We start from the raw sequence: 24,865 nt of genomic DNA, 5'->3' as shown, positions 1-24,865 counted from the left end.
GGCCGCTGCCGGTCACGATTACGCCGACCACGATCACGGCGGCGCTCACCAGCGCCGTCAGGCGGGCCAGCGTACGCAGCGGCGGCGCGACCAGGGAGATCGGCTTCCCGTCGCCCTCCGACGCTCGCTTCCACAGCGCGTAGGCGCCCGCCACCAGCGCCATCGACAGCAGGAAGTGCAGGCCGACCACCCACGGGTTGAGGTTGGTGAGGACCGTGATGCCGCCGATCACGCCCTGGCCGGGGATGCCCAGGCCGACCGCCAGCGACAGCAGGATCAGCGACCGGCGGCGGGGGCGCTCCAGCAGCGCGGCCACGAAGCAGGCCAGCGCGATCAGGCCGAGCGCGATGCCGAGCAGCCGGTTGCCGAACTCGATGACGCCGTGCACGCCCATCTCGGCGGTGGTCGTGTACGACGCGTCGGTGCACCGCGGCCACGTGGGGCAGCCCAGGCCGGACTTGGTCAGGCGCACCGCCGCACCGGTGACGACCAGGGCCGCGTTGCCGATCAGCGACGCCAGGGCCAGGCCGCGTAGGGGGCGGAAACCGGTCACTCGCCGAATCCTACAGAGGGTGTTTCGGATCACCGGCCGCGCGGTTTGCGGCGGCTCGCCGAAATACGTAACGTTGGAGTAGTGAAAAACGAGGTGCTGATCCGGAGCAGCGTGGCGGCCACTGCCGCCGCGCCGGACATGCGCACCCGTGACCGGGTCGCCCAGCTGCTGCTGGAGCGGGGCGCGGCCACCGCGGCCGAGCTCGGCGCGCAGCTCGGCCTCAGCCCGGCGGCCATCCGCAAGCACCTCGACGCCATGCTCGCCGACCAGCTCGTCGAGGTCCGCGAGTCCCGCAGCGCCGCTCCGCGCGGCCGCGGCCGGCCCGCCAAGGCCTTCGTGCTCACCGCCGCCGCCCGTGACGGTTTCCCGCACTTCTACGACGGCCTGGCCTCCGCCGCGCTGCGGTGGATCGCCGACCAGTGCGGGCCGGAGGCGGTCACCGCCTTCGCCGCCACCCAGGTGGCCTCGCTCGAGGAGCGGTGCGGCACGGCCCTGCAGGAGGCCGGCGACGACCCCATCGCGCGGGCGGAGGCGCTTGCCGAGGCGCTCACCGCGGAGGGCTACGCTGCCAGCGCGACGACGATCGCGACCGGCGGCCAGCTGTGCCAGCATCACTGCCCGGTGGCGCACGTCGCCGCCGAGTTTCCCCAGCTGTGCGACGCCGAGACCGCGGTCATCTCGCGGCTCGTCGGCACCCACGTGCAGCGTCTCGCCACCATCGCGCACGGCGACGGGGTGTGCACCACGCACATCCCCGGACCCGCGCGTGAAAAAACCGCAACCACGGTTAGGACCGGATAATGACCGACCAAATCGTCACTCAGGAAGAGCACCTCGCCGCCCTGGGCAAGTACGAATATGGCTGGGCCGACGCGGACACCGCCGGGGCGACCGCCCAGCGCGGCCTGTCCGAGGCCGTGGTGCGCAACATCTCGGCGCTGAAGAACGAACCGCAGTGGATGCTCGACCTGCGGCTCAAGGGCCTGCGCCTGTTCGACCGCAAGCCGATGCCCAACTGGGGCGCCGACCTCACCGGCATCGACTTCCAGAACATCAAGTACTTCGTGCGGTCCACCGAGAAGCAGGCCGCGACCTGGGACGACCTGCCGGCCGACATCAAGTCGACCTACGACAAGCTGGGCATCCCCGAGGCCGAGAAGCAGCGGCTGGTGTCGGGTGTCGCGGCGCAGTACGAGTCCGAGGTGGTCTACCACAAGATCCGTGAGGATCTCGAGGAGCAGGGTGTCCTCTTCCTCGACACCGACACCGCCCTGCGCGAGCACGAGGACGTCTTCAAGGAGTACTTCGGCACGGTGATCCCGGTCGGCGACAACAAGTTCGCCGCGTTGAACACGTCGGTGTGGTCGGGTGGCTCGTTCATCTATGTGCCGAAGGGCGTGCACGTCGAGATCCCGCTGCAGGCCTACTTCCGGATCAACACGGAGAACATGGGCCAGTTCGAGCGCACGCTGATCATCGTCGACGAGGGCGCGTACGTGCACTACGTCGAGGGCTGCACCGCGCCGATCTACTCCTCCGACTCGCTGCACTCCGCGGTCGTCGAGATCATCGTCAAGAAGAACGCCCGCTGCCGGTACACGACCATCCAGAACTGGTCGAACAACGTGTACAACCTGGTCACCAAGCGCGCCACCTGCGAGGAGGGCGCGACCATGGAGTGGGTCGACGGCAACATCGGCTCCAAGGTGACGATGAAGTACCCGGCGGTCTACATGACCGGTCCGCACGCCAAGGGCGAGGTGCTCAGCGTCGCGATGGCCGGCGAGGGCCAGCATCAGGACGCGGGCGCCAAGATGGTGCACGCCGCGCCGCACACCTCGTCGTCGATCATCTCGAAGTCGATCGCGCGTGGCGGCGGCCGCACCTCGTACCGCGGTCTGGTGCAGGTGCTGGACGGCTCGCACCACAGCGCGAGCACGGTTAAGTGCGACGCGCTGCTGGTGGACACGATCTCCCGGTCGGACACGTACCCGTACGTGGACATCCGCGAGGACGACGTGTCGATGGGCCACGAGGCGACCGTCTCGAAGATCAGTGAGGACCAGCTCTTCTACCTGATGAGCCGGGGCCTCACCGAGGACGAGGCGATGGCGATGATCGTGCGCGGCTTCATCGAGCCGATCGCCAAGGAGCTCCCGATGGAGTACGCCCTGGAGCTGAACCGCCTGATCGAGCTGCAGATGGAGGGGGCAGTGGGCTGACCGGCCCCTGCCCTGCACAAGCGCGACGAGTTCGAAGGAAGAGATGACTACCGAGGTCAAGGCACCGCCGCCCAGCACCAAGTCCCAGGTGCAGCGATCGTTCGACGTCAGCGACTTTCCGCGCGTCGGCGGGCTCGAGGAGGAGTGGCGGTTCACCCCGATCAAGCGGCTCGGTGACCTGATCACCGCGACGTGCCTGACCGGCACCGCACCGTCGTGGAAACACGCGACCCTGCCGCCGGGTGTGTCGGTCAAGGACGTCGAGACGGTGGAGTCGATCCTGACGCCGTTCGACCGGGTCAGCGCGCTGGCCTACGGTTCCGCCGCGGACGTGACGTTGATCGAGGTGGACGCCGAGACGTCCCTCAACGAACCCGTCGTGCTCGTGCGCGAGGGCGAGGGCGGCCCGGCGGCGGGGGCGCGGACCTTCGTCAAGGTCGGCAACTTCGCCAAGGTCACGCTGATCCTGTCGCAGACCGGCGCCGCGACGCTGGCCGACAACATCGAGGTGGTCCTGGGCGACAGCGCGCAGCTCACCTTCGTGACGGTGGCCGACTGGGACGCCGGCGCGGTGCAGGCCCAGCACGTCAAGTTCCGGGTCGGCCGCGACGCGCGGGTCCAGCACGTGCAGGTCTCTCTCGGCGGCGACGTGGTCCGGCAGTTCACCAGCGTGGAGTACGCGGGCCGGGGCGGCGACGCCGAGCTCTGGGGCCTGTACTTCGCCGACGCCGGCCAGCATCTCGAGCACCGGCAGCTCGTCGACCACGGCGTGCCCGACTGCCGCAGCTACGTGGGCTACCGCGGGGCGCTGCAGGGCAAGTCGGCGCACACCGTCTGGGTCGGTGACGTGCTGATCCGCGCGGCGGCCACCGGCACCGAGACGTACGAGATCAACCGCAACCTGATCCTCACCGACGGCGCCCGCGCCGACTCGGTGCCCAACCTCGAGATCGAGACGGGCGAGGTGGCCGGCGCCGGTCACGCCAGCGCGACCGGCCGCTTCGACGACGAGCAGCTGTTCTACCTGATGTCCCGCGGCATCACCGAGAGCGAGGCTCGCCGGCTCGTGGTCCGCGGCTTCTTCGCCGAGCTGATCAACAAGATCCCGTCCGAGGAGCTGCGCGAGCGCCTGGGGGACGCGATCGAGGCCCGGCTGGCCAAGGCGGGGGCGTAAGTGGACTTCGTCAACATCGGCTCGGTCGACGACGTCGTGAAGGGCACGGTGATCTCGGCCGAGGTCGAGGGCATCGAGATCGCCGTCGTGCACGCCGACGACGACCGTTTCTACGCGGTCCGTGACGAGTGCTCGCACGCATCGATCCAGCTCTCCGAGGGCGAGGTCGACGGCTGCACGCTCGAGTGCTGGCTGCACGGGTCCCGCTTCGACCTGCGCACCGGCGAGCCCTCCGGACTGCCCGCCACCGAGCCGGTGGCGATCTTCCCCGTCGAGATCCGCGACGGCGACATCTACGTTTCGACGACACCGAGCAATGGAGTAGAGCCGTGAGCACCCTTGAGATCCGCGACCTGCAGGTTTCGGTCAAGTTGCCCGAGGGCGACCTGAAGCCGATCCTCGCGGGCGTCGACCTGACCGTGAAGTCGGGCGAGACGCACGCCATCATGGGCCCGAACGGATCCGGCAAGTCGACGCTGGCCTACTCCATCGCCGGTCACCCCAAGTACCAGATCACCGGCGGCACCGTCACCCTCGACGGCGACGACGTGCTGGCGATGACGGTCGACGAGCGCGCCCGGGCCGGCCTCTTCCTGGCCATGCAGTACCCGGTCGAGGTGCCCGGCGTGTCGGTGGCGAACTTCCTGCGCACCGCGAAGACCGCGATCGACGGCGAGGCGCCCAAGCTGCGCACCTGGGCCGGCGAGCTGCGCGGCGCCATGGAGAAGCTGCACATGGACCCGGCGTTCGCGCAGCGCAATGTCAACGAGGGCTTCTCCGGCGGCGAGAAGAAGCGGCACGAGATCATGCAGCTCGAGCTGCTCAAGCCCAAGATGGCGATTCTCGACGAGACCGACTCCGGCCTCGACATCGACGCGCTCAAGGTGGTCTCCGAGGGCGTCAACCGGGTGCGCGCGACCGGCGAGACCGGCCTGCTGCTGATCACGCACTACACGCGCATCCTGCGCTACATCAAGCCGGACTTCGTGCACGTCTTCGTGGCCGGCCGGATCGTCCAGGAGGGTGGCGCCGAGCTCGCCGAGCAGCTCGAGGCCACGGGATACGCCGAGTTCGTGAACGCGAGCGCCACGGCATGAGTCCGCTGGACGTCGCGCGGGTGCGGTCCGACTTCCCGATCCTCGATCGGGAGATCAACGGGCATCCGCTGGTCTATCTGGACAGCGCCAACACCTCGCACAAGCCGGTGCAGGTGCTCGACGTCATGCGGTCCTACTGGGAGCGATCCAACGCGAACGTGTCCCGGTCGGTGCACACCCTCGGCACGGAGTCGACGACTCTGTACGAGGACGCCCGGTCGAAGGTCGCCACGTTCATCGGCGCCGCGTCGCCGGACGAGATCGTGTTCACGAAGAACTCGACCGAGGCGATCAACCTGGTCGCGCACTCGCTGGGCGCCGGCCTGCGCGACGGCGACGAGGTCGTCATCTCCGAGATGGAGCACCACTCGAACATCGTTCCGTGGCAGCTGCTCTGCGAGCGGACCGGCGCGACGCTCAAGTGGTTCGGCATCACCGACGAGGGCACGCTCGACGTCGACGAGAGCCTGATCACCGAGCGCACCAAGATCGTCTCGGTCGTACACATGTCGAACATCCTCGGCACCATCAACGACGTCTCGCGGATCGTCGCCCGGGCGCACGAGGTCGGTGCGCTGGTCCTGCTCGACTGCTCGCAGTCGGTGCCGCACCTGCCGATCGACGTGGCCACCCTCGGCGCCGACCTGATCGCCTTCACCGGCCACAAGATGCTCGGCCCGACCGGCATCGGTGTGCTCTGGGGCCGCGCCGCGGTGCTCGAGTCGATGCCGCCCTTCCTCGGCGGCGGTTCGATGATCGAGACCGTCACGATGGCGAGGACCACGTTCGCGCCGCCGCCGGCCAGGTTCGAGGCCGGCACGCCGCCGATCGCCGAGGCGATCGGGCTGGGCGCCGCGGTGGATTACCTGAGCGGTCTGGGCATGGCGGCGATCCACGAGCACGAGCAGGAGATCACCGGGTACGCGTTGAAGACGCTGGCCGACATCGACGGGGTGCGGGTCTTCGGCCCGGGTTCCCCGGACGGGCGCGGCGGCACGGTGTCCTTCGACGTCGCCGGGGTGCATCCCCACGACGTCGGGCAGATCCTCGACGATCTCGGTGTCGAGGTGCGCGTGGGGCATCATTGTGCGCGGCCGGTGTGCGCGCGGTTCGGGGTCGCGGCGATGACGCGGGCGTCGTTCTACCTCTACACGACGACCGACGAGATCGATGCGCTGGCGCGTGGTGTGGAACAGGTGAAGAAGGTGTTCGGCTGATGACCGATCAGCTCTACCAGGAGATCATCCTGGACCACTACAAGCACCCGAAAGGGCGCGGCCTGCGCGACCCGTTCGCGGGCGAGGCGCACCACGTCAACCCGACCTGTGGCGATGAGATCACCATCAGGGTCAACTCGGATCTGTCGGAGATCTCCTACGACGGCGTCGGCTGCTCGATCTCCCAGGCGTCCGCGTCGGTTCTGCACGAGTTGCTGAGCGGCTCCTCGCCGGCGCAGGCGGCCCAGGTGCACGACGCCTTCGTGGCGCTGATGCACGGCCGGGGCGAGGTTCAGCCCGATGAGGAAGTGCTGGGTGACGGTGTGGCGTTCGCCGGGGTGGCGCGTTATCCGGCCCGGGTGAAGTGTGCGTTGTTGCCCTGGATGGCGTTCAAGGATGCGGCGGCGCGCGCCGGCGTCGATGTGAGCTCGGAGGTGAAGGCATGAGTGATGTGGTGAAGGCCTCGGTCGACGACGTCGAGGAGGCCATGAAGGACGTGGTCGACCCCGAGCTCGGCATCAACGTGGTCGACCTGGGGCTCGTCTACGGCACGCACGTGGACGACGAGAACGTCGCGACGCTGGACATGACGCTGACCTCGGCGGCGTGCCCGCTGACCGACGTGATCGAGGACCAGACGCGGCAGGCGCTGACCACCGGCCCGGGTGGCGGCCTGGTCAAGGACTTCCGGATCAACTGGGTGTGGCTGCCGCCGTGGGGCCCCGACAAGATCACCGACGAGGGCCGCGACCAGCTCCGCGCGCTGGGCTTCAACGTCTGACGCTTTGGCTTGCGCCGGCCCGTCGCCGCTCAGGCGGCGGTGTCCGGCGGGGTCGCCTGGTCCGGCGGGGCGGACGCCCGAACCTCGACGTCCGCCAGGTGGTCGACCGTGTTGTAGCGGTCCAGCAGCAGCGCGCCGGAGCGGCCGTCGAAGACCGTCACCGACGCGTTCTTGACGCTGTTGCCGGCCGAGACCTCCCGCACCGCGTCCCAGTCCAGATCCTCGATCACCGCGCGCATCATCAGGACCACCGCGTCGTGGGCCGTCACCACGACCCGCTTGCCGGCGTGGTCGCGGTTGACGTCGTCCAGGAAGGACGTCAGGCGGACCCGGATGTCGCCGAACGACTCACCGCCCGGCGGCCGCCACCGGTGGTCGCCGGTCCCGTGGAACCGCACCTCGTCGGGGAAGTCCCTGCTGATCGCCGCGCGCGTCATCATCTCCAGGTCGCCGAGCAGGCGGTCGACCAGACGCTCATCGGTCCGCGCCGGCGGGAACCGCAGCCCCGAGGTCTCCGCCGCGATGCGCCACGTCTCCTTCGCGCGCAGGTACGGCGACGTGATCGGCACCTGAGGCACCCGGTCGGCGGGCAGACCGGCCAGCCAGACGCCGAGCGCCTCGGCCTGCGCGAGGCCGAGATCGGTGAGCTCGACGTCGCGGTCGGGGCCGGTCAGGCCCGACTCCAGGTGGCCCTTCGCGTCGGCGGCGGGGAAGGCGACGTTGGCGGCGCTCTGCCCGTGGCGGATCAGGATCAGTTCGGAGACGACGCTCATGATCGGACCCTATCCACGGCAGGAGTCCTCCCGCTAAATCGGTGGCGGCACTCGCGTGCGTCTTGGCATGCTCTCGGCGTGATCGCTACCCACTCGATGACCCGCGTCCCTGTCGCTCCCGGCCGTCCGGCCGTGCGACAGCAGACGCCCGTCCGGGGAACGGCGGTCGCGCAGCCCGTGTCATGAGCGCGGGCTTTCTGGCCGGCGTGGTCGCCGGTTATGGCATCGCGGTGCCCGTCGGCGCCATCGGGGTCCTCATCGCCGGTCTCAGCGCCCGGGTCTCGCTGCGCGTCGGTGCGGCCGCCGGGCTGGGCGCGGCCACCGCGGACGGCATCTACGCGCTGGTGGCCGTCGCCGGGGGAGCGGCCATCGCCGGCCTGATCGCGCCGATCGCCACACCGTTGCGCTGGGTCGCGGCGGCCGCGCTGCTGGCGTTGGCGGCGGTCACCGCGATCGGGGCGTGGCGCGGCCCGGGGCGGCCACCGGCCGAGGCGGGCCGGCCGGCGACACCGCTGCGGGCGTACCTCGGCATCCTCGGTCTGACGCTCTTGAACCCCGCCACCGTGGTGTATTTCGCCGCCCTGGTGCTCGGGCGGGGCGACTCGGGCGGCGGGGTGTGGTTCGTGGCGGGCGCGTTCCTCGCGTCGGCGAGCTGGCAACTGGTCATCGCGGGCGGCGGCTCGCTGGTCGGTCGCCTCCTGACCGGCGACCGCGGCCGCCTGATCACGGCCCTCACCTCGAGCGTCGTGATCGCCGCCCTGGCCGTGCGGATGATCTTGGGTTAGAGGTGTTTCGTCGCCTCTCGGATCGAGAGGCCGGACAGCACGTCACGGTGAGCGTCGACGTATGCCCGCACCGCCGACGGGTCGGTGCGGGCGTAGTGCCGCAGCGCCCACCCGATCGCCTTGCGGACGAAGAAGTCCCGGTGGGACGCCTGGTTCGCGCAGTACGAGAACAGCCGGCGGGTGTCGGTCTCGGCGCCCCAGTGCAGCTGGTGCAGGATCGCCGTGCGGACCAGCCACATGTTCTCCTCCGCCGACCAGGCGTCCATGTCGTGCGCAAGCGCCGGATGCTCGCGTACCAGGTCGCCCGTCACCCGCGTGGCCAGCGGATCCACCGTGTCCCACCAGGATTTCGTCGTGATCAGCTGCCGCAGCGTCGCCAGGAAGTCCGGCCCGGCCGGCGGCTTGGCCCGCAGCAGCTCGCACGCGAAGTACTGCCATTCGCGCTCGGGCAGGTCCCAGCAGCGCAGCGCGACCTCGCGCAGGTCGTCGTCCGCCGGGCGTGGCAGCCCGCGCAGCACGTCGCGGGACACCTTGCGCACGACCGGCAGCGTCAAGCCCAGGTAGGGGAACTGGTCGCGCATGTAGGCCTGCTGTCCGGCGGCCCGCTCCGGGTCGCGCGCGGCCTCGAATGCCGGTTTCAGCCTCTCGAAGACCTGCTCGCTGAACATGCTGACACGATAGGGGCATGGGCGGACGGCAGGCGGCAGGCGGCGGGCGTTGGGTGGACGTCGCGCCGGAGCGGCTGCCGCGGTGGCTGGAGAACTTCGCGAAGCGGCACGGCTCGTACACCGCCGACGGGTTGACCGTGACCGCCGCCGACGGAGCGCGGGCCGAGTTCGAGCCTCAGCCGGGCGGCGGTGACGTGCAGGAGCTCGCCGAGTTGCTCCTGACCGCGACGAAGCCTCGTACCCTCGGCCTCCTGCTCGCCCGCAAGGGCGCGGTCGCGGCCGGTGTCGCCGCCGGGACCGGCCTGATCGCCTCCAAGGTCGACACCCACTACGTGCAGGGACGGACGGCGGCGGGCGGCTGGTCGCAGCAGCGCTTCGCGCGCCGCCGGGACAACCAGGCCAAGGCGGCCACTGCCGACGGCGCGGCCGTCGCGGGGCGCATCCTTCTTCCCCGGGTACGCGAGATCGCGGCGCTGATCACCGGCGGCGACCGGGCCGCGGTGGACGCGATCCTCGCCGCCCGTGACCTGAAACCCCTCGCGGACCTGCGGGCCGACCGCTTCCTCGACGTCCCGGAGCCGCGGCACGCCGTCCTGGTGGAGGCGATCGCCGCCGCCCGGGCCGTCCGCGTGCTGGTCAAGGACCCTCAGGTCGAGGCGTAGTTCCGCAGAAGCCGCAGGGCGATCTCGCCGTCCGGGCCCTCGGTCCGCAGGCCGGACGCGGCCGGGTCGAGGCGCTGGGCGCCGACGCGGCAGAACGCGGCCGCGTCGCCGGTGATGGAGGACGGCGCGGACGGGTCGCCGAACTGCCAGGACGAGCCGTCGGGCGCCGTCAGGTCGCAGAACAGCGCCGGCGCCGGCCGACCTTCCAGACCGAACGCGTACGGCAAGGTGCTGACGCCGAGCCAGGCGACGTGCCGCAGACGCCCCGTATCGGGGTAGGCCAGCTCGAGCGGCACGGCGATATCCAGCGCGTGCGCCCAGTGCTCGGCCAGCCGGGTCGTGGCCAGCGACCGCGGCTTCAGGGTCGACGCGACCCACTGCACCCGGCGACCCGGATCGGCGGCGCGCAGGGCGCGGACCGACGCCTGGCGGGCGGACCGCCAGCGCTCGAAGATGTCGGCCGGCGTCGCGGCCTCGGACCGCACCATCGCGTCCATCGCGGTGTCCACGTCGTCGCCGAAGCGTCGCCACTCGACGCCGCTGATCTCGCCGGCGAGCGCGGCCGGGATCGCCTCCTCGGTCTGCGCCAGGTGCAGCACCACGTCCGTCACCGTCCAGCCGGCCGCCGCCGACGGCGCCGACCAGTCGTCCGGGGACAGCTCATCGAGCAGCGCCTCGAACGCGTCGTGCTCGGCCTCGAGATCGTCGATCACATCCGCCATGGGTGAAGCCTAGGAGACCGCGCCCGCCTTGAAGGTGTCGCAGGACTTCGGGTCGCCCGACTCGTGACCGGCGCGGAACCACTGCTGGCGTTGCGCGGAGGTGCCGTGCGTGAACTCTGCCGGGTTGACCGTGCCGCCGCTGCGCCGCTGGAGCGCGTCGTCACCGATCTTCGCCGCGGTGTCCAGGCCCTCCTGGATGTCCTGGTCGGTGATGCTGGTGAAGATCTTCTGGCCGCTGCCGTCGTCGGTGCCGGTGGCGTTCTTGGCCCACACGCCGGCATAGCAGTCGGCCTGCAGCTCGAGCTTCACCGACAGCACGTTGGCCTGGCCCGGGTCGCGCTGCTGCTGGCGGCGCATGTTCGCCTCGGTGCCGGTCAGGTCCTGGATGTGATGGCCGTACTCGTGGGCGAGGACGTAGGGCTGGGCGAACTCGCCGGGCGCGCCGAGCTGGTCGGCGAGCTGCCGGTAGAAGGTGAGGTCGATGTAGACGCGGTCGTCGGCGGGGCAGTAGAACGGGCCGACGCCGGAGTCCGCGGCGCCGCACCCGGTCGACACCCGCTGGGAGAACAGCACGGTCGTGGCCGGCTTGTACGGGTCGCCGAAGGCCGTCTGCATCGCGTCCGTCCAGTAGTCCTGGATCGAGTTGACGTAGAGGACGTTGCGGCAGTCGAGCTGCTGGACCGCGTTCTCGGCCGAGCACTCCTGGCTCAGCGAGGTGTTGTCACCGGCCTGGGGTGCGCTGCCCGTGCCGCCGGCCTGGTTGATGCCGAAATATCCGCCGACCACCGCGAGCAGGACGGTGATGATGATGCCGGTGATCCCGCCGCCGCCGATGGGCAGGCCGCCGATCCCGCCGCCACCACCGCCGCCGGACCCACGCCGGTCGTCGATCTGACTGGTGTCGACCCGAGCGTTCTCGTTGAGTTCCATCTCATCCTCACTCGCCCACGTGGCAGGTGGTCGGGACGTACCCGTTGATCTTGCCGATTAATCGAGTGCGGGGTGTCTCGAGCCGCCGGGTAGACTAGCGGTCGTGAAGCTCTGCCAAGGCTGACCGCCCCGGCGCCGACCGATTCTCTGACGGCCGGCGCTTTCGTGTGCCCATGATCAGCCTGGATTTTCGAGAGCGAGAGTTATCTATGATCACCGCCACCGGCCTGGAACTCCGCGCGGGTGCCCGCATCCTGCTCAGCCCGACCACGCTGCGCGTGCAGCCCGGCGACCGGATCGGCCTGGTCGGCCGCAACGGCGCCGGCAAGACGACGACCCTGAAGGTGCTGGCCGGCGAGGGCCTGCCGTTCGCCGGCGAGGTGGATCGCCGCAGCGAGGTGGGCTATCTGCCGCAGGATCCGCGTACGGGAGACCTGAACGTGACCGCCCGCGACCGGGTGCTCTCCGCCCGCGGCCTGGACACGCTGCTCACCGAGATGCAGAAGCTCGAGGTGCAGCTGGAGGAGAGCGCGGACGACAAGCTCGTCCGCCGGTACGGCGCCCTCGAGGACCAGTTCGCCAGCCTGGGCGGATACGCGGCCGAGGCTGAGGCCGCCCGGATCTGCGCGAACCTCGGTCTGCCCGACCGCGTGCTCGCACAGACCATCGGCACCCTCTCCGGCGGTCAGCGGCGCCGCATCGAGCTGGCCCGCATCCTCTTCCGCGACGCGGCCGAGGGCGGCAAGGGCATCCTGCTGCTCGACGAGCCGACCAACCACCTCGACGCCGACTCGATCACCTGGCTGCGCAGCTACATGGCCCAGCACAAGGGCGGCCTCGTGGTGATCAGCCACGACGTGTCGCTGCTCGAGGCCGCCGTGAACAAGGTGTGGTATCTCGACGCCAACCGCTCGGTGGTCGACGTCTACAACGTGGGCTGGAAGGTCTACCTCGAGCAGCGCGAGACCGACGAGCGCCGCCGCCGCCGCGAGCGGGCCAACGCCGAGAAGAAAGCCGGCGCCCTGATGGCGCAGGCCGACAAGATGCGGGCGAAGGCCACCAAGACGGTGGCCGCGCAGAACATGGCCCGGCGCGCCGAGCGGTTGCTCAGCGGTCTGGAGGAGGTACGGACCAACGACCGGGTCGCCAAGGTCCGCTTCCCGCAACCGGCGCCCTGCGGCAAGACCCCACTGACCGCCACCGAGCTGTCCAAGTCGTACGGGTCGCTGGAGATCTTCACCGATGTCAGCGTGGCCGTCGACCGCGGCTCCCGGGTGGCCATCCTGGGCCTGAACGGCGCCGGCAAGACCACCCTGCTGCGGATCCTCGGCGGGATCCTCGAGTCGGACACCGGCGAGGTGCGCCCCGGCCACGGGCTGCGGCTGGGCTACTACGCGCAGGAGCACGAGACCCTCGACGTGGACCGTACGGTCCTCGAGCACATGCGCAGCGCGGCGTCCGATCAGACCGACACCGACCTGCGGAAGATCCTCGGAGCGTTCCTCTTCTCCGGCGACGACGTCGACAAGCCCGCCGGCGTGCTCTCCGGTGGCGAGAAGACCCGTCTGGCCCTGGCCACGCTGGTCTGCTCAGGGGCGAACGTCCTGCTGCTCGACGAACCGACGAACAACCTCGACCCGGTCAGCCGGGAGCAGGTGCTCGACGCGATCGCGAACTACCCCGGCGCCATCGTGCTGGTGACCCACGATCCGGGCGCTGTGCAGGCCCTCAAGCCCGATCGGGCGATCCTGCTGCCGGACGGCGACGAGGACGCGTGGAGCGACGACCTGCTCGAGCTGGTGGAACTGGCGTGATCTGTCCGCATTGGTGATGGATTCCGTCGTCGTCGATTTGTCAACCGGCGGTCGCACAGTGTGTGCGCCATCTGACCGACAGCGGTCGCGATCGACATTGGCACATCGGCCGGTGCGGAGGCTTCTGCGCCGATATGCATGCCCGAACGGTCATCCGATCATGTCCCAAAGTGAGCGAGTCATCGACGGAAGGTGACGTCGGGAGGCGTTGTCCAAGGTCGACGTTTGCGCTGGTGATCGTGGGTCTTGGTGGAGCGGCGGCGGCAATGTGCATCCAGGAACCGTGACGTCATTTCCCTGCAGAACTGCGGAACCGCAAAGAGTCTGACATTGATGTGGGTGCCCGCCGTCAAGTTCCTGACAGTGATGATTGGGCATACTGTCCGGCGTCGGATACCTAGCGCATGATCGTCCGAGGGGTTCTAATAGGTGGGACCAGATCGAACCGCACAGTCGGGGACGTGAGGAATCAGCATGGCAGCCACCGGCACAGCCACCAGCACTGAGAAGGGCCGTCGAATCGTCGGCAGCGAGCGGCAGACGCTCGCCAAGGACCTGGTGAAGCGTTACACCTCTGGAGAGAGCATTCGCGCGCTGGCCGCATCGACCGGTCGGTCGTACGGTTTCGTGCATCGAGTTCTGACCGAGTCGGGTGTTCAGCTGCGTCAGCGGGGCGGTGCCCGCCGCCGCAAGAAGGCGTGACGACCAGCAGCTTTGACCCCGGCATCCGCTACGAACAACAGGGCCACACGGCGACCGTGACACTGGCGCGGCCCGAGGTGCTCAATGCGCAGACTCCGGCGATGTGGGCCGAGCTCGGTAACATTTCCCGGAAATTATCCGGGGACGTGCGAGTCGTCATTGTCCGGGGCGAGGGACGCGCATTTTCTGCGGGCCTCGATCTGTCGGTTGCGCGTGCCGAGGGCGATTCTTCACTCGCCGATCTGGCGCGCTTGTCGGCGGATGAGTGCGCGGAACGGATTGCCGGCTTCCAAGCGGCCTTCAACTGGTTGCGTGAGCCTTCGTTGGTGACGATCGCCGCCGTGCAAGGCCATGCCATCGGCGCGGGATTTCAACTCGCACTGAACTGTGACATGCGGGTGCTGGCCGACGACGCGCGGTTCTGCATGGGCGAGGTGAGCCTCGGTCTGGTCCCGGACCTGGGCGGCACCAAGCGCCTGACCGAGCTCGTCGGCCCGTCCCGGGCACTGGAGATCTGCCTCACCGGTCGTCGGCTGGACGCGCAGGAGGCCGACCGGATCGGCCTGGCCACCGCCGTCGTGCCGCGGGGCGACCTGGACGCCGCGGTCACCGATCTGGCCGCGGCGGTGCTCGCCGCGGACCGCGGCGCGGTGTCCGAGATCAAGGCACTGATCGCCGGCGCCGGCTCACGCACGTACGCCGAGCAGGACCGGGCCGAGCGGGAGGCGCAGACCCGCCGGATCGCCGACCTGTTCGCGTCGGAATAGACCGCTCACCGCGCAAAGTTGTCGTACCCGGCGGGGAGACTCGTCTCCGACGCCGGGAGGTGAGCTGTCATGAGCATGTCCAGCTGGATGATGCTGCGGTCGCTGGGCAAGGCCGACGAGATCCGGGAGCATCGCGTGGCGCCCGGCACCACGCGGCGCATCATGCGGTATGCCCGGCCCTATCGCCGGGACATCTCGGTGTTCCTCGTCACCGTCGTGCTGTCGGCCGGCATCGGGGTCGCGACCCCGGTCCTGGCCGGCCACGTGATCAACGCGATCACCGGCGGTGGCTCCGATGCTGCCTCGCTGGTGGTGCGGCTCGCGCTGCTGATCGCCGGTCTGGCGGTCGTCGACGCGTTCCTGTCGCTGGCGCAGAGGTGGTATTCGGCACGCATCGGCGAGGGCATCATCCTCGACCTGCGCACCAAGGTGTACGACCACGTGCAGCGCATGCCGCTGCAGTTCTTCACCCGCACGCAGACCGGCGCCCTGGTCAGCCGTCTCAACAACGACGTCACCGGCGCCCAGCGCGCGTTCACCTCGACGCTGTCCGGCGTGGTCAGCAACGTCATCCAGCTCGTGCTCACCGCGGCCGTGATGTTCAGCCTGTCCTGGCAGATCACCGTGTTGTCGCTGGTGCTGCTGCCGTTGTTCATCATCCCGGCCCGGCGGGTCGGCAAGCGGCTGGCGGAGATCACCCGGGAGTCGTACAACCTGGACGCGAAGATGAACGCGACCATGACCGAGCGCTTCAACGTCTCCGGCGCGCTGCTGGTGAAGCTGTTCGGCCGGCCCGAGGTCGAGGCCGACCGGTTCGGCGCGCGGGCGGCCCGGGTCCGCGACATCGGCGTCCAGCAGGCGATGTATTCACGCACCTTCTTCGTCGCCATGCTGCTGGTCGCCTCGCTGGCGCAGGCGCTCACCTATGGCCTGGGCGGCTGGCTCGCGGTCACCGGCAGCGTCACCGCCGGCACCGTCGTCACCCTCGCCCTGCTGCTCACCCGCCTCTACGGCCCGCTGACCGCACTCAGCAACGTGCGCGTCGACGTGATGAGCGCGCTGGTGTCCTTCGACCGGGTCTTCGAGGTTCTCGACCTGCGGCCCGGCATCGAGGAGAAGCCGGATGCGGTCGACGTCCCGGCCGGCGCCGGGCGGCTCGAGTTCCGTGACGTGCACTTCCGCTATCCGAGTGCCGACGAGGTCTCGCTGGCCACGCTGGAGGATGTCGCCGCGCTGGATCGGCGGGAGAACGATCCGGTGCTGCAGGGCGTCGACTTCGCGGTCGAGCCGGGGATGATGGTGGCGCTGGTCGGGCCGTCCGGCGCCGGCAAGTCGACCACCTCGCTGCTGGCCTCGCGCGTCTACGACGCGGCCGAGGGCGCCGTGCTGGTCGGCGGGGTGGACGTCCGCGATGCCACGCTCAGCTCGTTGCGCGACACGATCGGCGTGGTCACGCAGGACTCACACCTCTTCCACGAGACGATCCGGGAAAACCTGCAGTACGCCGCGCCGCAGGCCGGCGAGGACGACATGTGGGCGGCGTTGCGCGGGGCCCAGGTCGAGGATCTGGTGCGCCGGCTGCCCGACGGGCTGGACACCGTGGTCGGCGAGCGGGGTTATCGCTTCTCGGGCGGGGAGAAACAGCGGATCGCCATCGCGCGGCTGCTGCTCAAGCGCCCGTCGATCGTCATCCTCGACGAGGCGACGGCCCACCTCGACAGCGAGTCGGAGGCGGCGGTGCAGCGTGCGCTGGCGGTGGCTCTCGAGGGGCGTACGGCCCTGGTGATCGCCCACCGGCTGAGCACGGTGCGCGACGCCGACCTGATCCTGGTGATGGACGACGGCCACATCGTCGAGCGCGGCCGGCACACCGAGCTGATCGCGGCCGGTGGGCTGTATGCGGAGTTGTACCGCACGCAGTTCGCGGTCTCGGCCAGTGACCCGTCGCCGCTCACCACCACCGACGTCGAGCCCGTGGTCGTCCCGCTCCGGCAGCCAGTCGAGCCGTGACACCGGGCCGGGCCGCGGCTCGGCCGGGGACGCGGGTCACGCCCGGTCGATCTGCGCCCGCAGGCCGTGCAGCCGGAGCGCGACCTGCAGTTGCAGCGACCGGTCGGGCGCGCGCCAGTCGCCCAGGATGCTGTCCACCCGGTCCAGTCGCCTGAGCAGCGTGTTGATGTGGACGTGCAGCGCCGCCGCTGTCCGCGCCAGGTTGCCGGAGTGGCCGAAGTACGTCGTCAGGGTCGGCACGAGCTGCGTCGACCGGCGGGTGTCGTAGGCGATGAGCGGCGCCAGCGTGTCGGCCAGGAACCGGTCCAGGTCCTGCGTGCGGTCGGCGTCGAAGAGCAGGGCGAACATCGCGTACGGCTCGGCCGTCGACCCCCGGTCGGTCACACCCAGGCCGCGCATCAGATCGCAGCACTTGCCGGCGACCTCGAAGGCCCGCCCCCAGTCCTCGTCCGTGACCGTCTCGACGACGACCCGGACCGGCCCGCCGAGCTCGTGCCGGAGGCGGGCGTGCACGGTCTGCGCGAGCGCCGGCGGATCCGGAGCCGCGGCGAGCAGGGCGGCGCGGCCCAGGTGCTCGCCGGCCAGCCCGTTCCACTCGGCCGACATCGCGTGCAGCCGGCGACCGACCTCGGTGGCGGGTATGGTGTCCGACTTTGCGACGACGACGGCGTTCAGCGCCGCGATGTCGACGCCCCGGGCATGCGCCCGGGCCCGCTGGGCGGAGTCCACCGGCGGGGCGGAGACCAGCAGCTCGGTGAGCAGCTCGCCGCGGACCCGTTCCTCCGCCTCGGCGACCGCGGTCTCCTTGAGGATGAGCAGGCCCATGATCTGAGCGGCGCGTTCCAGGGTGCGGATGTCCACCGGGGTCGGCTCCTCGGTGCGGGTCAGCAGCAGCGCGCCGAGAGGGGTGTCGCCGGCCTGGATGGCGGCCGCGCTGTGCCACAGGCCGCTGCCGTCGGTGGTGGTCGCCCACCGCCCGGACTGGCGCGCCTGCTCCACTGTGTCCGGTGACGAGCGCTCGGCCGGCTGGACGATGGCAGGATCGATCGAGCACTTGGCGATGACCGCACCGGCCCGGTCGAAGACGGTGACCGCGCCCCGCAGGTTCTCGACCAGCAGGCGGGCGATCTCGTCGGCGCCACCGCCCTTCAGCACCACGCGGGTCAGGGACTCGTGGACGGACTGGGCCCGTTCCATCATGGCGACCTGGCGCTCGATGGTGAGATACGCGCTCTGCAGTTGCTTGAGCGCCGACCGGCTCGCGTCGTAGAGCCGCGCGTTGTTGAGCGCGATGGCCGCGTGGTCGGCGAACGCGCTGAGCAGCGCCACCTCGTCGTTCTCGAAGGGCCGCTCGGTGCGGTCGGCCGCGAACAGTACGCCGATCACCTCCTCGCCGACGAGCAGCGGCACGCCGAGCAGGGCGACCATGCCCTCGGGGACGACCAGATCGTCGAACGTCCGGTCGTGCGGCACGTCCCGCGTCTGGAGGTAGTTGCTCACCCAGGCCGGCGCCCCGGTGGCGATCACCCGCCCGCCGACGCCGGTCCCGGACGGCACCCGAGCCTCGTTGAAGGTCGGCGAGATGGTGCCCTGGGACGCTTTCAGGGTCAGTTCGCCGTCGGGCGACAGCAGCGAGAGATAGGTGAAGTCGGTGCCGATCAGCTCGTGGGCCGCGCGCACGATCGAGTCGAGCACGGCGTCCAGTTCGCCCAGGGCGGTCAGCGCGCGGGCGGTGGCGTAGAGGGAGCTGAGCTCGCGCTCCCGGCGACGGCGGTAGGACGTCAGATCCGGGCTCGACGTGCGCAACGGCGTCGTGTGATCCGTCACTCCGGCCTCCTCCGGCCTTCTCCGGCAGTGGAGGTTCGCCACACAGGACCAGGCACAACAGTGGGATGATCATCTCTCACGAGCGGCCTCCGGCGCACCTAGAGTTCGGCACAGCAAGTCTGTGATTGAAGTCACAAGCTGTGCCGATAGAGGAGCGTCGCATGATCAATCTCCGTTCCGCGTCCCCGATCAGACTCACCGCGGTCATGGTGGGCATGGCACTCGCCGCCGCCGCGTGCAACGGCTCTTCCGACTCCGGCGGCAACGGGGTCGACGCCGCGGCCGGCGCCGGCGGCGGCCTCAAGGGCAAGACGATCGACTTCGTCGGCTACGGCAAGGACAACCCCTGGGGCGCCTACTTCAACACCGTGTTCATCGGGAAGCTCGAAGCCGGCGGCGCCAAGGTGGTGGACCTGACGACGATGGATCCGGGCACCGCGGTGACCAACTTCAACCAGGCCATCTCGAACAAGCCAGACCTGATCGTCGCCGCCCTGCTGGACACCTCGTCGATGATCGTGCCGATCAAGAAGGCCAAACAGGCGGACATACCCGTCCTGGTCTTCGACGGCCGGCCCGACCCGTCGGTCGAGGGCGACGTCATGCAGGTGCTGTCCGACAGCGAGGCGCTCGGCACCGCGGCGGCGCAGAACCTGATCGAGGGTCTGACCGCGCAGGGCAAGGACTCGGGCAACATCATCGCGATCACCGGCACCAAGTCGGGCTTCGCCTCCCAGGACCGGATGAAGGGCTTCGAGGCCGAGCTGGCCAAGACGCCGCAGTTCAAGGTCGTGGAGGTCCAGGACGGCAACTGGGACCCCACGCTCTCCAGCAAGATCGCCACGCAGTTGTTCGCCAAGTACGGCTGCTCCGGCATCCAGGGCGCCTACGGCATGGCCGACTACCAGGCGCTGCCGATCATCGCGGCGGCCAAGCAGGCCGGGTGCGCGGTGGCGGGCAAGGACGGCGTGATCGTCACCGGCAGCAACTGCTTCAAGGCCGGCATCGACGCGATCAAGGGCGGCACCCTCTACGGCACCGCCACGGAGGATCCGGGCACGATCGCCGAGCAGACCGCCGAGTACGTCGTGCGGTACTTCAGCGGGCAGAAACCGCCGGCCAAGGACCTGGTCAAGGAAGAGCGGGTGACCGCCAAGAACGTCGCGCAGTACGCGGAACAGTGCAGCAAGGCATGAGCCGCGGCGACGAACTGGTCCGGGTGGACGGCCTGAGCAAGAGCTTCGGCCGCACCCGGGCGGTCCGGGACGCGTCCTTCGGCATCGCCCCCGGCGAGATCCACGCGTTGTGCGGGCACAACGGCGCCGGCAAGAGCACGGTCGTCAAGCTGCTGTCCGGGCAGGAGGCGCCGGACGAGGGCGCCATCCGCATCGGTGGCGAGGCGCTCGACCTCGGCAGCCGGCAGGCGGCGCAGCGCAGCGGGATCGCCCTGGTCGATCAGGAGCTGAGCGTCGTGCCGTCGCTCACCGTGCGGGAGAACCTGCTGCTGGGCGACCTCCGCACCAGCTGGATCAACCGGCGGCGCGCGTCCGGCCGCCGGTTCCGGGCGCTGCTCGACAACGTCGGCCTACGCCATGTCGGGCTCGACCAGCCGCTGGCCCAGCTGAGCATGGGCGAGCGGCAGCTGGTCGAGATCGCCCGGGCGCTCGGGCAGGACGCCCGGCTGGTGATCCTCGACGAGCCAACGGCCACGCTCAGCGACGTGGAGAGCGAGTACGTGTACGCCGCCGTTCGCACCGTGGCGGCGTCCGGCCGCGCCGTCCTCTTCGTCTCCCACCGCCTCGGCGAGGTCCTCGCCCTGTGCACCCGGGTCACCGTGATGCGGGACGGCGCCGTGGTGGCGACGACGCCGGCCGCGGACCTGACCGTCGACTCGCTGATCGTCCAGATGCTCGGCGAGGCGCCCGACCGGCCGGACAAGCGACCGGGCCGCGCGGCCGGCGACGGCGCCGCGGTGCTGGCCGTCGCCGGGCTGTCGGTGCCCGGGCGGGTCGAGAACTTCACCATCGCGCTGCAGGCGGGCCGGGTGTACGCGGTGGCCGGGCAGCTCGGGTCGGGCGCCTCGGACGTGCTGCGCGCGATCGCCGGACTGGTTCCCGCGGCCGCCGGCGACGTGACCGTCAACGGGACCACGGTGCGCCCGGGCCATCCGATCGCCGCGGTCCAGGCCGGCATCGCGTTCGTCTCCAACGACCGCAAGTCCGAGGGACTGTTCCTCGGCAAGCCGGTCGGCTGGAACCTGCTCGCCACCCGCCTGCCGCACGTGGCCCGGCTCGGCGTCCTCGATCGCCGGCGGTGGGGCGCGACGCTGGCCGCCTTGATCACCCTGTGCGGTCTGGGTGGCGAGCGGGCCGGTCACCGGGTGAGCTTGCTGAGCGGCGGCAACCAGCAGAAGGTCTTCGTCGGGCGCTGCCTCGGCCGCGACGACGTACGCGTGCTCGTGCTCGACGAGCCGACGCGCGGCGTCGACGTCGGCGGGCGGGCGGCGATCCACGCGCTGCTGCGCAGTGCGGCCGCGGACGGCATGACGGTGCTGTTCAGCTCGACCGACCTCGAGGAGCTGCTGGACCTCGCCGACGTCGTGGTCACGATGCACAAGGGCGTCGCGGTGCACCGGCACGACGGCGACGTGGCCGGCGCGGTCCTGCTGCGCGAGATGACACACGGCGGAGGGAACGGGTGAACGCCGTGTCCGCGCCCACCCGTCCCGCGACGGCCGCCCCCGCGCCGGAACGCCGGCGGTCCCGGGCCGACGTCGCCGTCACCGCGCTGGTGGTGCTCGCCGTGCTGGCCGCGATCGCCGTGGCCCTGTCCACCGACCGGTTCGTCACGATCGCGAACGCCAAGGCGATCCTCACCTCGGCCGGTCTGGTCGGCATCGCGGCGCTCGGGCTCACGCTGATCACGATCGGCGGGTCGGCGGTCTCGCTGGCCATCTCGCCGACGGTCGCCGCGGTCGGCATGGTGTTCCTGGCCGCCCAGTCCCTCGGCCTGCTGCCGGCGTTCGTCATCGCGGTGGCGTGCGGGGCGCTGATCACCGGCTTCCAGGGCGCCGTGGTCGGCTACGCCGCCGCAAACCCCGTGGTGCTGTCCATCGCGGCCAGCTTCGCCATCTCCGGTCTGGCCATCGGCCTCAGCGGGGGGACGACGGTGTCCCCGTCGGGCACCGGGTACGACCTCCTGAACGCAACGCCGGGCGGGGTGGCGCTCAGCGTCCACGTGCTGATCGTGCTGACCCTGGTCGTCGAGTGGACGTTGCGCCGGACGGCCTTCGGGCGCTCGCTCTACCTGATCGGCGAGAACCGCCGCGCCGCCCGGTCGGCCGGCCTGCCGGTCGGGCGCACGGTCACGGTGGCGTGGATCGGGGCCGGCGCGCTGTTCGCCGTGACCGCCGCGTTCACCGCCGCCTTCAACACGTCGGCCAACGTGAACCTGGGCGGCACCCTCACCTTCGACGCCATCGCCGCGGTGCTGGCCGGGGGCACGCCGATCTCGGGCGGCCGCGGCTCGGCGCTGCGCACCTTCGCCGGCGCGGTGCTCATCGCGGCCGTGTCGGACGTCCTGCTGCTGCGCGGCTACTCGACCGGAGTGCAGATCATGGTCAAGGGGCTCATCGTCCTGTTCGTCGTCGTCCTCGTGCACCTGCGGACGAAGGGTGACCGCGGATGACGCTCCGATCGCTCCGCCGGCCCGAAGGGCTGCTGCCGCTGGTGGCCGTGGGTGTCACCGGCACGGCGTTCGTGTTGCTGCCGGTGTACACCGGCGAGGCCGTCGCCGCCTTCGACGTCTACAACACGTTCCAGATCTTCGCGCGGCTCGGCCTGCTCGCCCTCGCCCTGGGACTGACCATGATCGCCGGCGAGTTCGACCTGTCGGTGGTCGGCACCTACGCCCTCGGCGGGATGCTGACGGTGCAGGCCGGCCAGGAGCACTTCGCGTACGGCCTGCTCGCCGCGGTGGCCGCCGGAGCCGTCATCGGCCTGGTGCACGGTGTCCTGATCGCTGGGCTCGGCCTGCCGTCGATGCCGGTCACGCTGGCCACCTACATCACCCTGCTCGGGCTCACCAGCGCGCTGTCCGGCGGACTCACGAAGACGTACTCCAACCCCGAGGTGACCCTCTGGGTCGACCAGACGGTCCTCGCCTACTTCTCCCCGCGCAGCCTGCTCACCCTGGCGTTCTTCGTGCTCGCCGCGGTGCTGCTGGCGTTCACCCGGTGGGGTCATGAGCTGCGGGCGATCGGCGGGGACCGGCGCGCGAGCCGGGTCGCCGGGGTCCGCGTCGGCCGTCTGCTGGTGGGCACGTTCGTGGTGTCCGGCATCCTGTCCGGGCTCGGCGGCTCGCTGCTGAGCTTCAGCCTGGGATCGGCCAACCCCGACCCGGGCGTGCAGCCGCTCATCGTGGCCGCCGCCGCGGCGCTGCTCGGCGGGGTCTCGCTGGCCGGGGGCCGGGGCACGCCGCTCGGCCTGCTCGGCGGCATCATGGCGGTCGCGCTGCTGGCCGAGATCGTCACGGTCGCGGCCCTCCCGTCGTACGTCTCGCAGCTGTTCTTCGCGGGACTTCTCGGCGTCATCGTCGTCATCGACGCCCCGGATCTGCACAGCGCGCTGATCCGGCAGCGAACCCGCTTCCGGCGCGGGACCGCACAACCATCGCCCGCGGGCGCTCAGCCGAGCGGCCAGATCTGAGGAGCGCGTCATGTCCGAGCTGTCCCTGCTCTTCTCCGATCTCCGGTTCCCCGAGGGCGCCCGGTGGCACCGCGACCGGTTGTGGTTCTCCGACATGCACACCGGGCAGGTGTTCCGGGCCAACCCCGCCACCCGGACGCTGGAGGAGGTCGCCGTCGTCGACGACCAGCCGTCGGGTCTGGGCTGGCTGCCCGACGACTCACTGCTGGTGAGCTGCATGACCGATCGCAAGGTGCGGCGGGTGGACGCGCGGGGCCGCCTGAGCGTCCACGCGGACCTGTCGGGCATGACCGACGCGCCGATCAACGACCTCGTCACCGACCGGACGGGCCGGACCTTCGTCGGCGGCTTCGGCTACGACCTGTACGCGGACGCTCCGCTCCGGCCGGGCCCGATCTTCCGCATCGACGCCGACGGCCGGCCGGCCCTGGTCGAGAAGGACATGGTCTTCCCCAACGGCATGGTCGTCCTGCCCGGCACCACTACGCTGGTGGTCGCCGAGACCTGGGCGGCCCGGCTCACCGCCTTCGACATCGCCGACAACGGGGACCTGACCGGCAAACGGATCTGGGCCGATCTGCCGCCCGGATCCACACCGGACGGGATCTGCGTCGACCCGGCCGGCCGGGTGTGGGTCTCGTCCATCACGACGTCGCAGTTCCTGCGGGTCGAGGCGGGCGGCCGGTTCACCCGGACGATCGACGCCGGCGGGCGATGCGCCACCGACTGCGTGCTGGGCGGTCCGGACTCCACGACGCTCTTCCTGCTCACCTCGAACAGCTGGCAGCCCTCCGAGACCACCGTCCGGGCCGGCCGGATCGAGGCCGTCGACGTCGAGCCGGACCGGTCGTGATGCGCGGCCTGATGCAGGACCGCCTGCTCACCATCCCGACCCTGCTGAAACGGGTCGAGAACAACTTCACGCACAAGCGCATCATCACCGGCGGCGCCACCGACAGCGTGGCCACGTGGCGCGAGGTGACGCCGCGGGTCCGCAAGCTGGCGCGCGCCCTGACCGCCCTCGGCGTGCCCGAGGGCGCGTGCGTCGGGACCTTCGCCCGCAACAGCCAGCGGCACGTCGAGCTCTATCTCGGCATCCCGAGCTCCGGCCGGATCCTGCACACCGTCAACCACCGGCTCCACCGCGACCAGATCACGTTCATCGTCAACGACGCCGCCGATGACGTCCTGTTCGTCGACCGGACGATCCTGCCGGTGGTCTGGCCGCTGGTCCCGTCGTTCCGTGCGGTCCGGTACGTGGTCGTGATGGACGACGGCGGGGACATGCCGCTGCCCGACGACCCGCGCATCTTCGACTACGAGGACCTGCTGAGCGAGCAGGCCGACGAGCCGTTCGAGACGACGATCCGGGACGAGAACCTCGCCGCGTCGCTGTGCTACACCTCCGGTACGACGGGCAACCCCAAGGGCGTCCTCTACAGTCACCGGTCGGTC

At 70.6% G+C, this 24,865-nt stretch carries 26 protein-coding genes; 20 read left to right on the top strand and 6 right to left on the bottom strand.

What is annotated here, in order from left to right:
* Positions 1-553: COX15/CtaA family protein (locus tag AB0M20_RS02060; RefSeq protein WP_364292218.1), on the bottom strand; the 553-nt coding region annotated here is incomplete at its 3' end.
* A 138-nt stretch (positions 554-691) separates the two neighbouring features.
* On the opposite strand from AB0M20_RS02060, the gene AB0M20_RS02055 reads away from it, so the two are divergent.
* The 8 genes from AB0M20_RS02055 to AB0M20_RS02020 are packed head-to-tail and all read left to right on the top strand — an operon-like array spanning position 692 to position 7,044.
* Positions 692-1,354, top strand: coding sequence for a transcriptional regulator (locus AB0M20_RS02055; protein ID WP_364292227.1), 663 nt, complete (start codon positions 692-694; stop codon positions 1,352-1,354).
* On the top strand, positions 1,354-2,775 hold the full coding sequence (gene sufB, locus AB0M20_RS02050; protein ID WP_364292215.1) for a Fe-S cluster assembly protein SufB: 1,422 nt from the start codon (positions 1,354-1,356) through the stop codon (positions 2,773-2,775). The genes AB0M20_RS02055 and sufB overlap by 1 nt, the downstream gene beginning before the upstream one ends.
* Before the next feature lie 43 nt (positions 2,776-2,818).
* A complete protein-coding gene (gene sufD / locus AB0M20_RS02045; RefSeq protein ID WP_364292212.1) occupies positions 2,819-3,949 on the top strand; it encodes a Fe-S cluster assembly protein SufD in 1,131 nt (376 codons plus the stop codon).
* Positions 3,950-4,282, top strand: coding sequence for a non-heme iron oxygenase ferredoxin subunit (locus AB0M20_RS02040; RefSeq protein ID WP_364292209.1), 333 nt, complete (start codon positions 3,950-3,952; stop codon positions 4,280-4,282).
* Positions 4,279-5,046: a Fe-S cluster assembly ATPase SufC gene (sufC, locus tag AB0M20_RS02035; RefSeq protein WP_364292206.1), complete on the top strand. Its 768-nt coding sequence runs from the start codon at positions 4,279-4,281 to the stop codon at positions 5,044-5,046. Before AB0M20_RS02040 ends, sufC begins: the two co-directional genes overlap by 4 nt.
* Positions 5,043-6,263 carry a cysteine desulfurase gene (locus AB0M20_RS02030; protein WP_364292203.1) on the top strand — a complete coding sequence of 407 codons (1,221 nt, stop codon included), beginning with the start codon at positions 5,043-5,045 and terminating at the stop codon, positions 6,261-6,263. Before sufC ends, AB0M20_RS02030 begins: the two co-directional genes overlap by 4 nt.
* The gene (gene sufU, locus AB0M20_RS02025) at positions 6,260-6,709 is read left to right on the top strand and encodes a Fe-S cluster assembly sulfur transfer protein SufU (RefSeq protein WP_364292224.1); all 450 of its coding nucleotides are present in this window, start codon (positions 6,260-6,262) and stop codon (positions 6,707-6,709) included. Before AB0M20_RS02030 ends, sufU begins: the two co-directional genes overlap by 4 nt.
* Complete coding sequence (locus AB0M20_RS02020; protein WP_364292200.1) at positions 6,706-7,044, top strand: metal-sulfur cluster assembly factor; 339 nt, start codon at positions 6,706-6,708, stop codon at positions 7,042-7,044. Before sufU ends, AB0M20_RS02020 begins: the two co-directional genes overlap by 4 nt.
* 29 nt (positions 7,045-7,073) lie before the next feature.
* Here the strand turns inward: AB0M20_RS02020 and AB0M20_RS02015 are convergent, their stop codons facing one another.
* A complete protein-coding gene (locus AB0M20_RS02015; RefSeq protein ID WP_364292197.1) occupies positions 7,074-7,817 on the bottom strand; it encodes a histidine phosphatase family protein in 744 nt (247 codons plus the stop codon).
* A gap of 182 nt (positions 7,818-7,999) precedes the next feature.
* Between AB0M20_RS02015 and AB0M20_RS02010 the strand changes: the two genes are divergently transcribed.
* Complete coding sequence (locus AB0M20_RS02010; protein ID WP_364292194.1) at positions 8,000-8,602, top strand: LysE family transporter; 603 nt, start codon at positions 8,000-8,002, stop codon at positions 8,600-8,602.
* Here AB0M20_RS02010 and AB0M20_RS02005 read toward each other — a convergent pair.
* Positions 8,599-9,270 carry a DNA alkylation repair protein gene (locus AB0M20_RS02005; RefSeq protein WP_364292191.1) on the bottom strand — a complete coding sequence of 224 codons (672 nt, stop codon included), beginning with the start codon at positions 9,268-9,270 and terminating at the stop codon, positions 8,599-8,601. The two genes, AB0M20_RS02010 and AB0M20_RS02005, sit on opposite strands and share 4 nt — an antisense overlap.
* Positions 9,271-9,287: 17 nt before the next feature.
* Between AB0M20_RS02005 and AB0M20_RS02000 the strand changes: the two genes are divergently transcribed.
* Complete coding sequence (locus tag AB0M20_RS02000; protein WP_364292188.1) at positions 9,288-9,932, top strand: acVLRF1 family peptidyl-tRNA hydrolase; 645 nt, start codon at positions 9,288-9,290, stop codon at positions 9,930-9,932.
* Here AB0M20_RS02000 and AB0M20_RS01995 read toward each other — a convergent pair.
* Together AB0M20_RS01995 and AB0M20_RS01990 are read right to left on the bottom strand one after the other, a co-directional pair.
* Positions 9,917-10,654 (bottom strand): maleylpyruvate isomerase family mycothiol-dependent enzyme, encoded by a 738-nt coding sequence (locus tag AB0M20_RS01995; RefSeq protein ID WP_364292185.1) that lies wholly within the window; start codon positions 10,652-10,654, stop codon positions 9,917-9,919. The genes AB0M20_RS02000 and AB0M20_RS01995 overlap by 16 nt on opposite strands.
* 9 nt (positions 10,655-10,663) lie before the next feature.
* Positions 10,664-11,584 carry a neutral zinc metallopeptidase gene (locus tag AB0M20_RS01990; RefSeq protein WP_364292183.1) on the bottom strand — a complete coding sequence of 307 codons (921 nt, stop codon included), beginning with the start codon at positions 11,582-11,584 and terminating at the stop codon, positions 10,664-10,666.
* 209 nt (positions 11,585-11,793) lie between these two features.
* On the opposite strand from AB0M20_RS01990, the gene AB0M20_RS01985 reads away from it, so the two are divergent.
* From AB0M20_RS01985 to AB0M20_RS01970, 4 genes are all read left to right on the top strand, one after another.
* Positions 11,794-13,398 carry an ABC-F family ATP-binding cassette domain-containing protein gene (locus AB0M20_RS01985; RefSeq protein WP_364292180.1) on the top strand — a complete coding sequence of 535 codons (1,605 nt, stop codon included), beginning with the start codon at positions 11,794-11,796 and terminating at the stop codon, positions 13,396-13,398.
* Between the two features lie 474 nt (positions 13,399-13,872).
* A complete protein-coding gene (locus AB0M20_RS01980; protein ID WP_015620263.1) occupies positions 13,873-14,100 on the top strand; it encodes a helix-turn-helix domain-containing protein in 228 nt (75 codons plus the stop codon).
* On the top strand, positions 14,097-14,867 hold the full coding sequence (locus tag AB0M20_RS01975; protein ID WP_364292177.1) for an enoyl-CoA hydratase/isomerase family protein: 771 nt from the start codon (positions 14,097-14,099) through the stop codon (positions 14,865-14,867). The genes AB0M20_RS01980 and AB0M20_RS01975 overlap by 4 nt, the downstream gene beginning before the upstream one ends.
* A gap of 69 nt (positions 14,868-14,936) precedes the next feature.
* A complete protein-coding gene (locus tag AB0M20_RS01970; RefSeq protein ID WP_364292174.1) occupies positions 14,937-16,877 on the top strand; it encodes an ABC transporter ATP-binding protein in 1,941 nt (646 codons plus the stop codon).
* A gap of 36 nt (positions 16,878-16,913) precedes the next feature.
* Here the strand turns inward: AB0M20_RS01970 and AB0M20_RS01965 are convergent, their stop codons facing one another.
* A complete protein-coding gene (locus AB0M20_RS01965) occupies positions 16,914-18,704 on the bottom strand; it encodes a GAF domain-containing protein (RefSeq protein ID WP_364292171.1) in 1,791 nt (596 codons plus the stop codon).
* Between the two features lie 161 nt (positions 18,705-18,865).
* On the opposite strand from AB0M20_RS01965, the gene AB0M20_RS01960 reads away from it, so the two are divergent.
* The 6 genes from AB0M20_RS01960 to AB0M20_RS01935 all read left to right on the top strand — a co-directional run.
* Entirely contained in the window at positions 18,866-19,900 is a 1,035-nt protein-coding gene (locus AB0M20_RS01960; protein ID WP_364292168.1) for a sugar ABC transporter substrate-binding protein, read from the top strand.
* On the top strand, positions 19,897-21,405 hold the full coding sequence (locus AB0M20_RS01955) for a sugar ABC transporter ATP-binding protein (RefSeq protein WP_364292165.1): 1,509 nt from the start codon (positions 19,897-19,899) through the stop codon (positions 21,403-21,405). The genes AB0M20_RS01960 and AB0M20_RS01955 overlap by 4 nt, the downstream gene beginning before the upstream one ends.
* Entirely contained in the window at positions 21,402-22,391 is a 990-nt protein-coding gene (locus AB0M20_RS01950; protein ID WP_364292162.1) for an ABC transporter permease, read from the top strand. The genes AB0M20_RS01955 and AB0M20_RS01950 overlap by 4 nt, the downstream gene beginning before the upstream one ends.
* Positions 22,388-23,410, top strand: a complete 1,023-nt coding sequence (locus AB0M20_RS01945; protein ID WP_364292159.1) for a hypothetical protein — start codon at positions 22,388-22,390, stop codon at positions 23,408-23,410. Before AB0M20_RS01950 ends, AB0M20_RS01945 begins: the two co-directional genes overlap by 4 nt.
* Positions 23,411-23,420: 10 nt before the next feature.
* On the top strand, positions 23,421-24,263 hold the full coding sequence (locus AB0M20_RS01940) for an SMP-30/gluconolactonase/LRE family protein (RefSeq protein ID WP_364292156.1): 843 nt from the start codon (positions 23,421-23,423) through the stop codon (positions 24,261-24,263).
* The coding region (locus tag AB0M20_RS01935) for an AMP-binding protein (protein WP_364292221.1) at positions 24,263-24,865 on the top strand (603 nt) is incomplete at its 3' end. The genes AB0M20_RS01940 and AB0M20_RS01935, both read left to right, overlap by 1 nt.

Origin of the sequence: Actinoplanes sp. NPDC051633 (assembly GCF_040681735.1) — a bacterium.
Lineage (GTDB): Bacteria > Actinomycetota > Actinomycetes > Mycobacteriales > Micromonosporaceae > Actinoplanes.
This window is presented reverse-complemented; position numbering and strand designations above follow the sequence as displayed.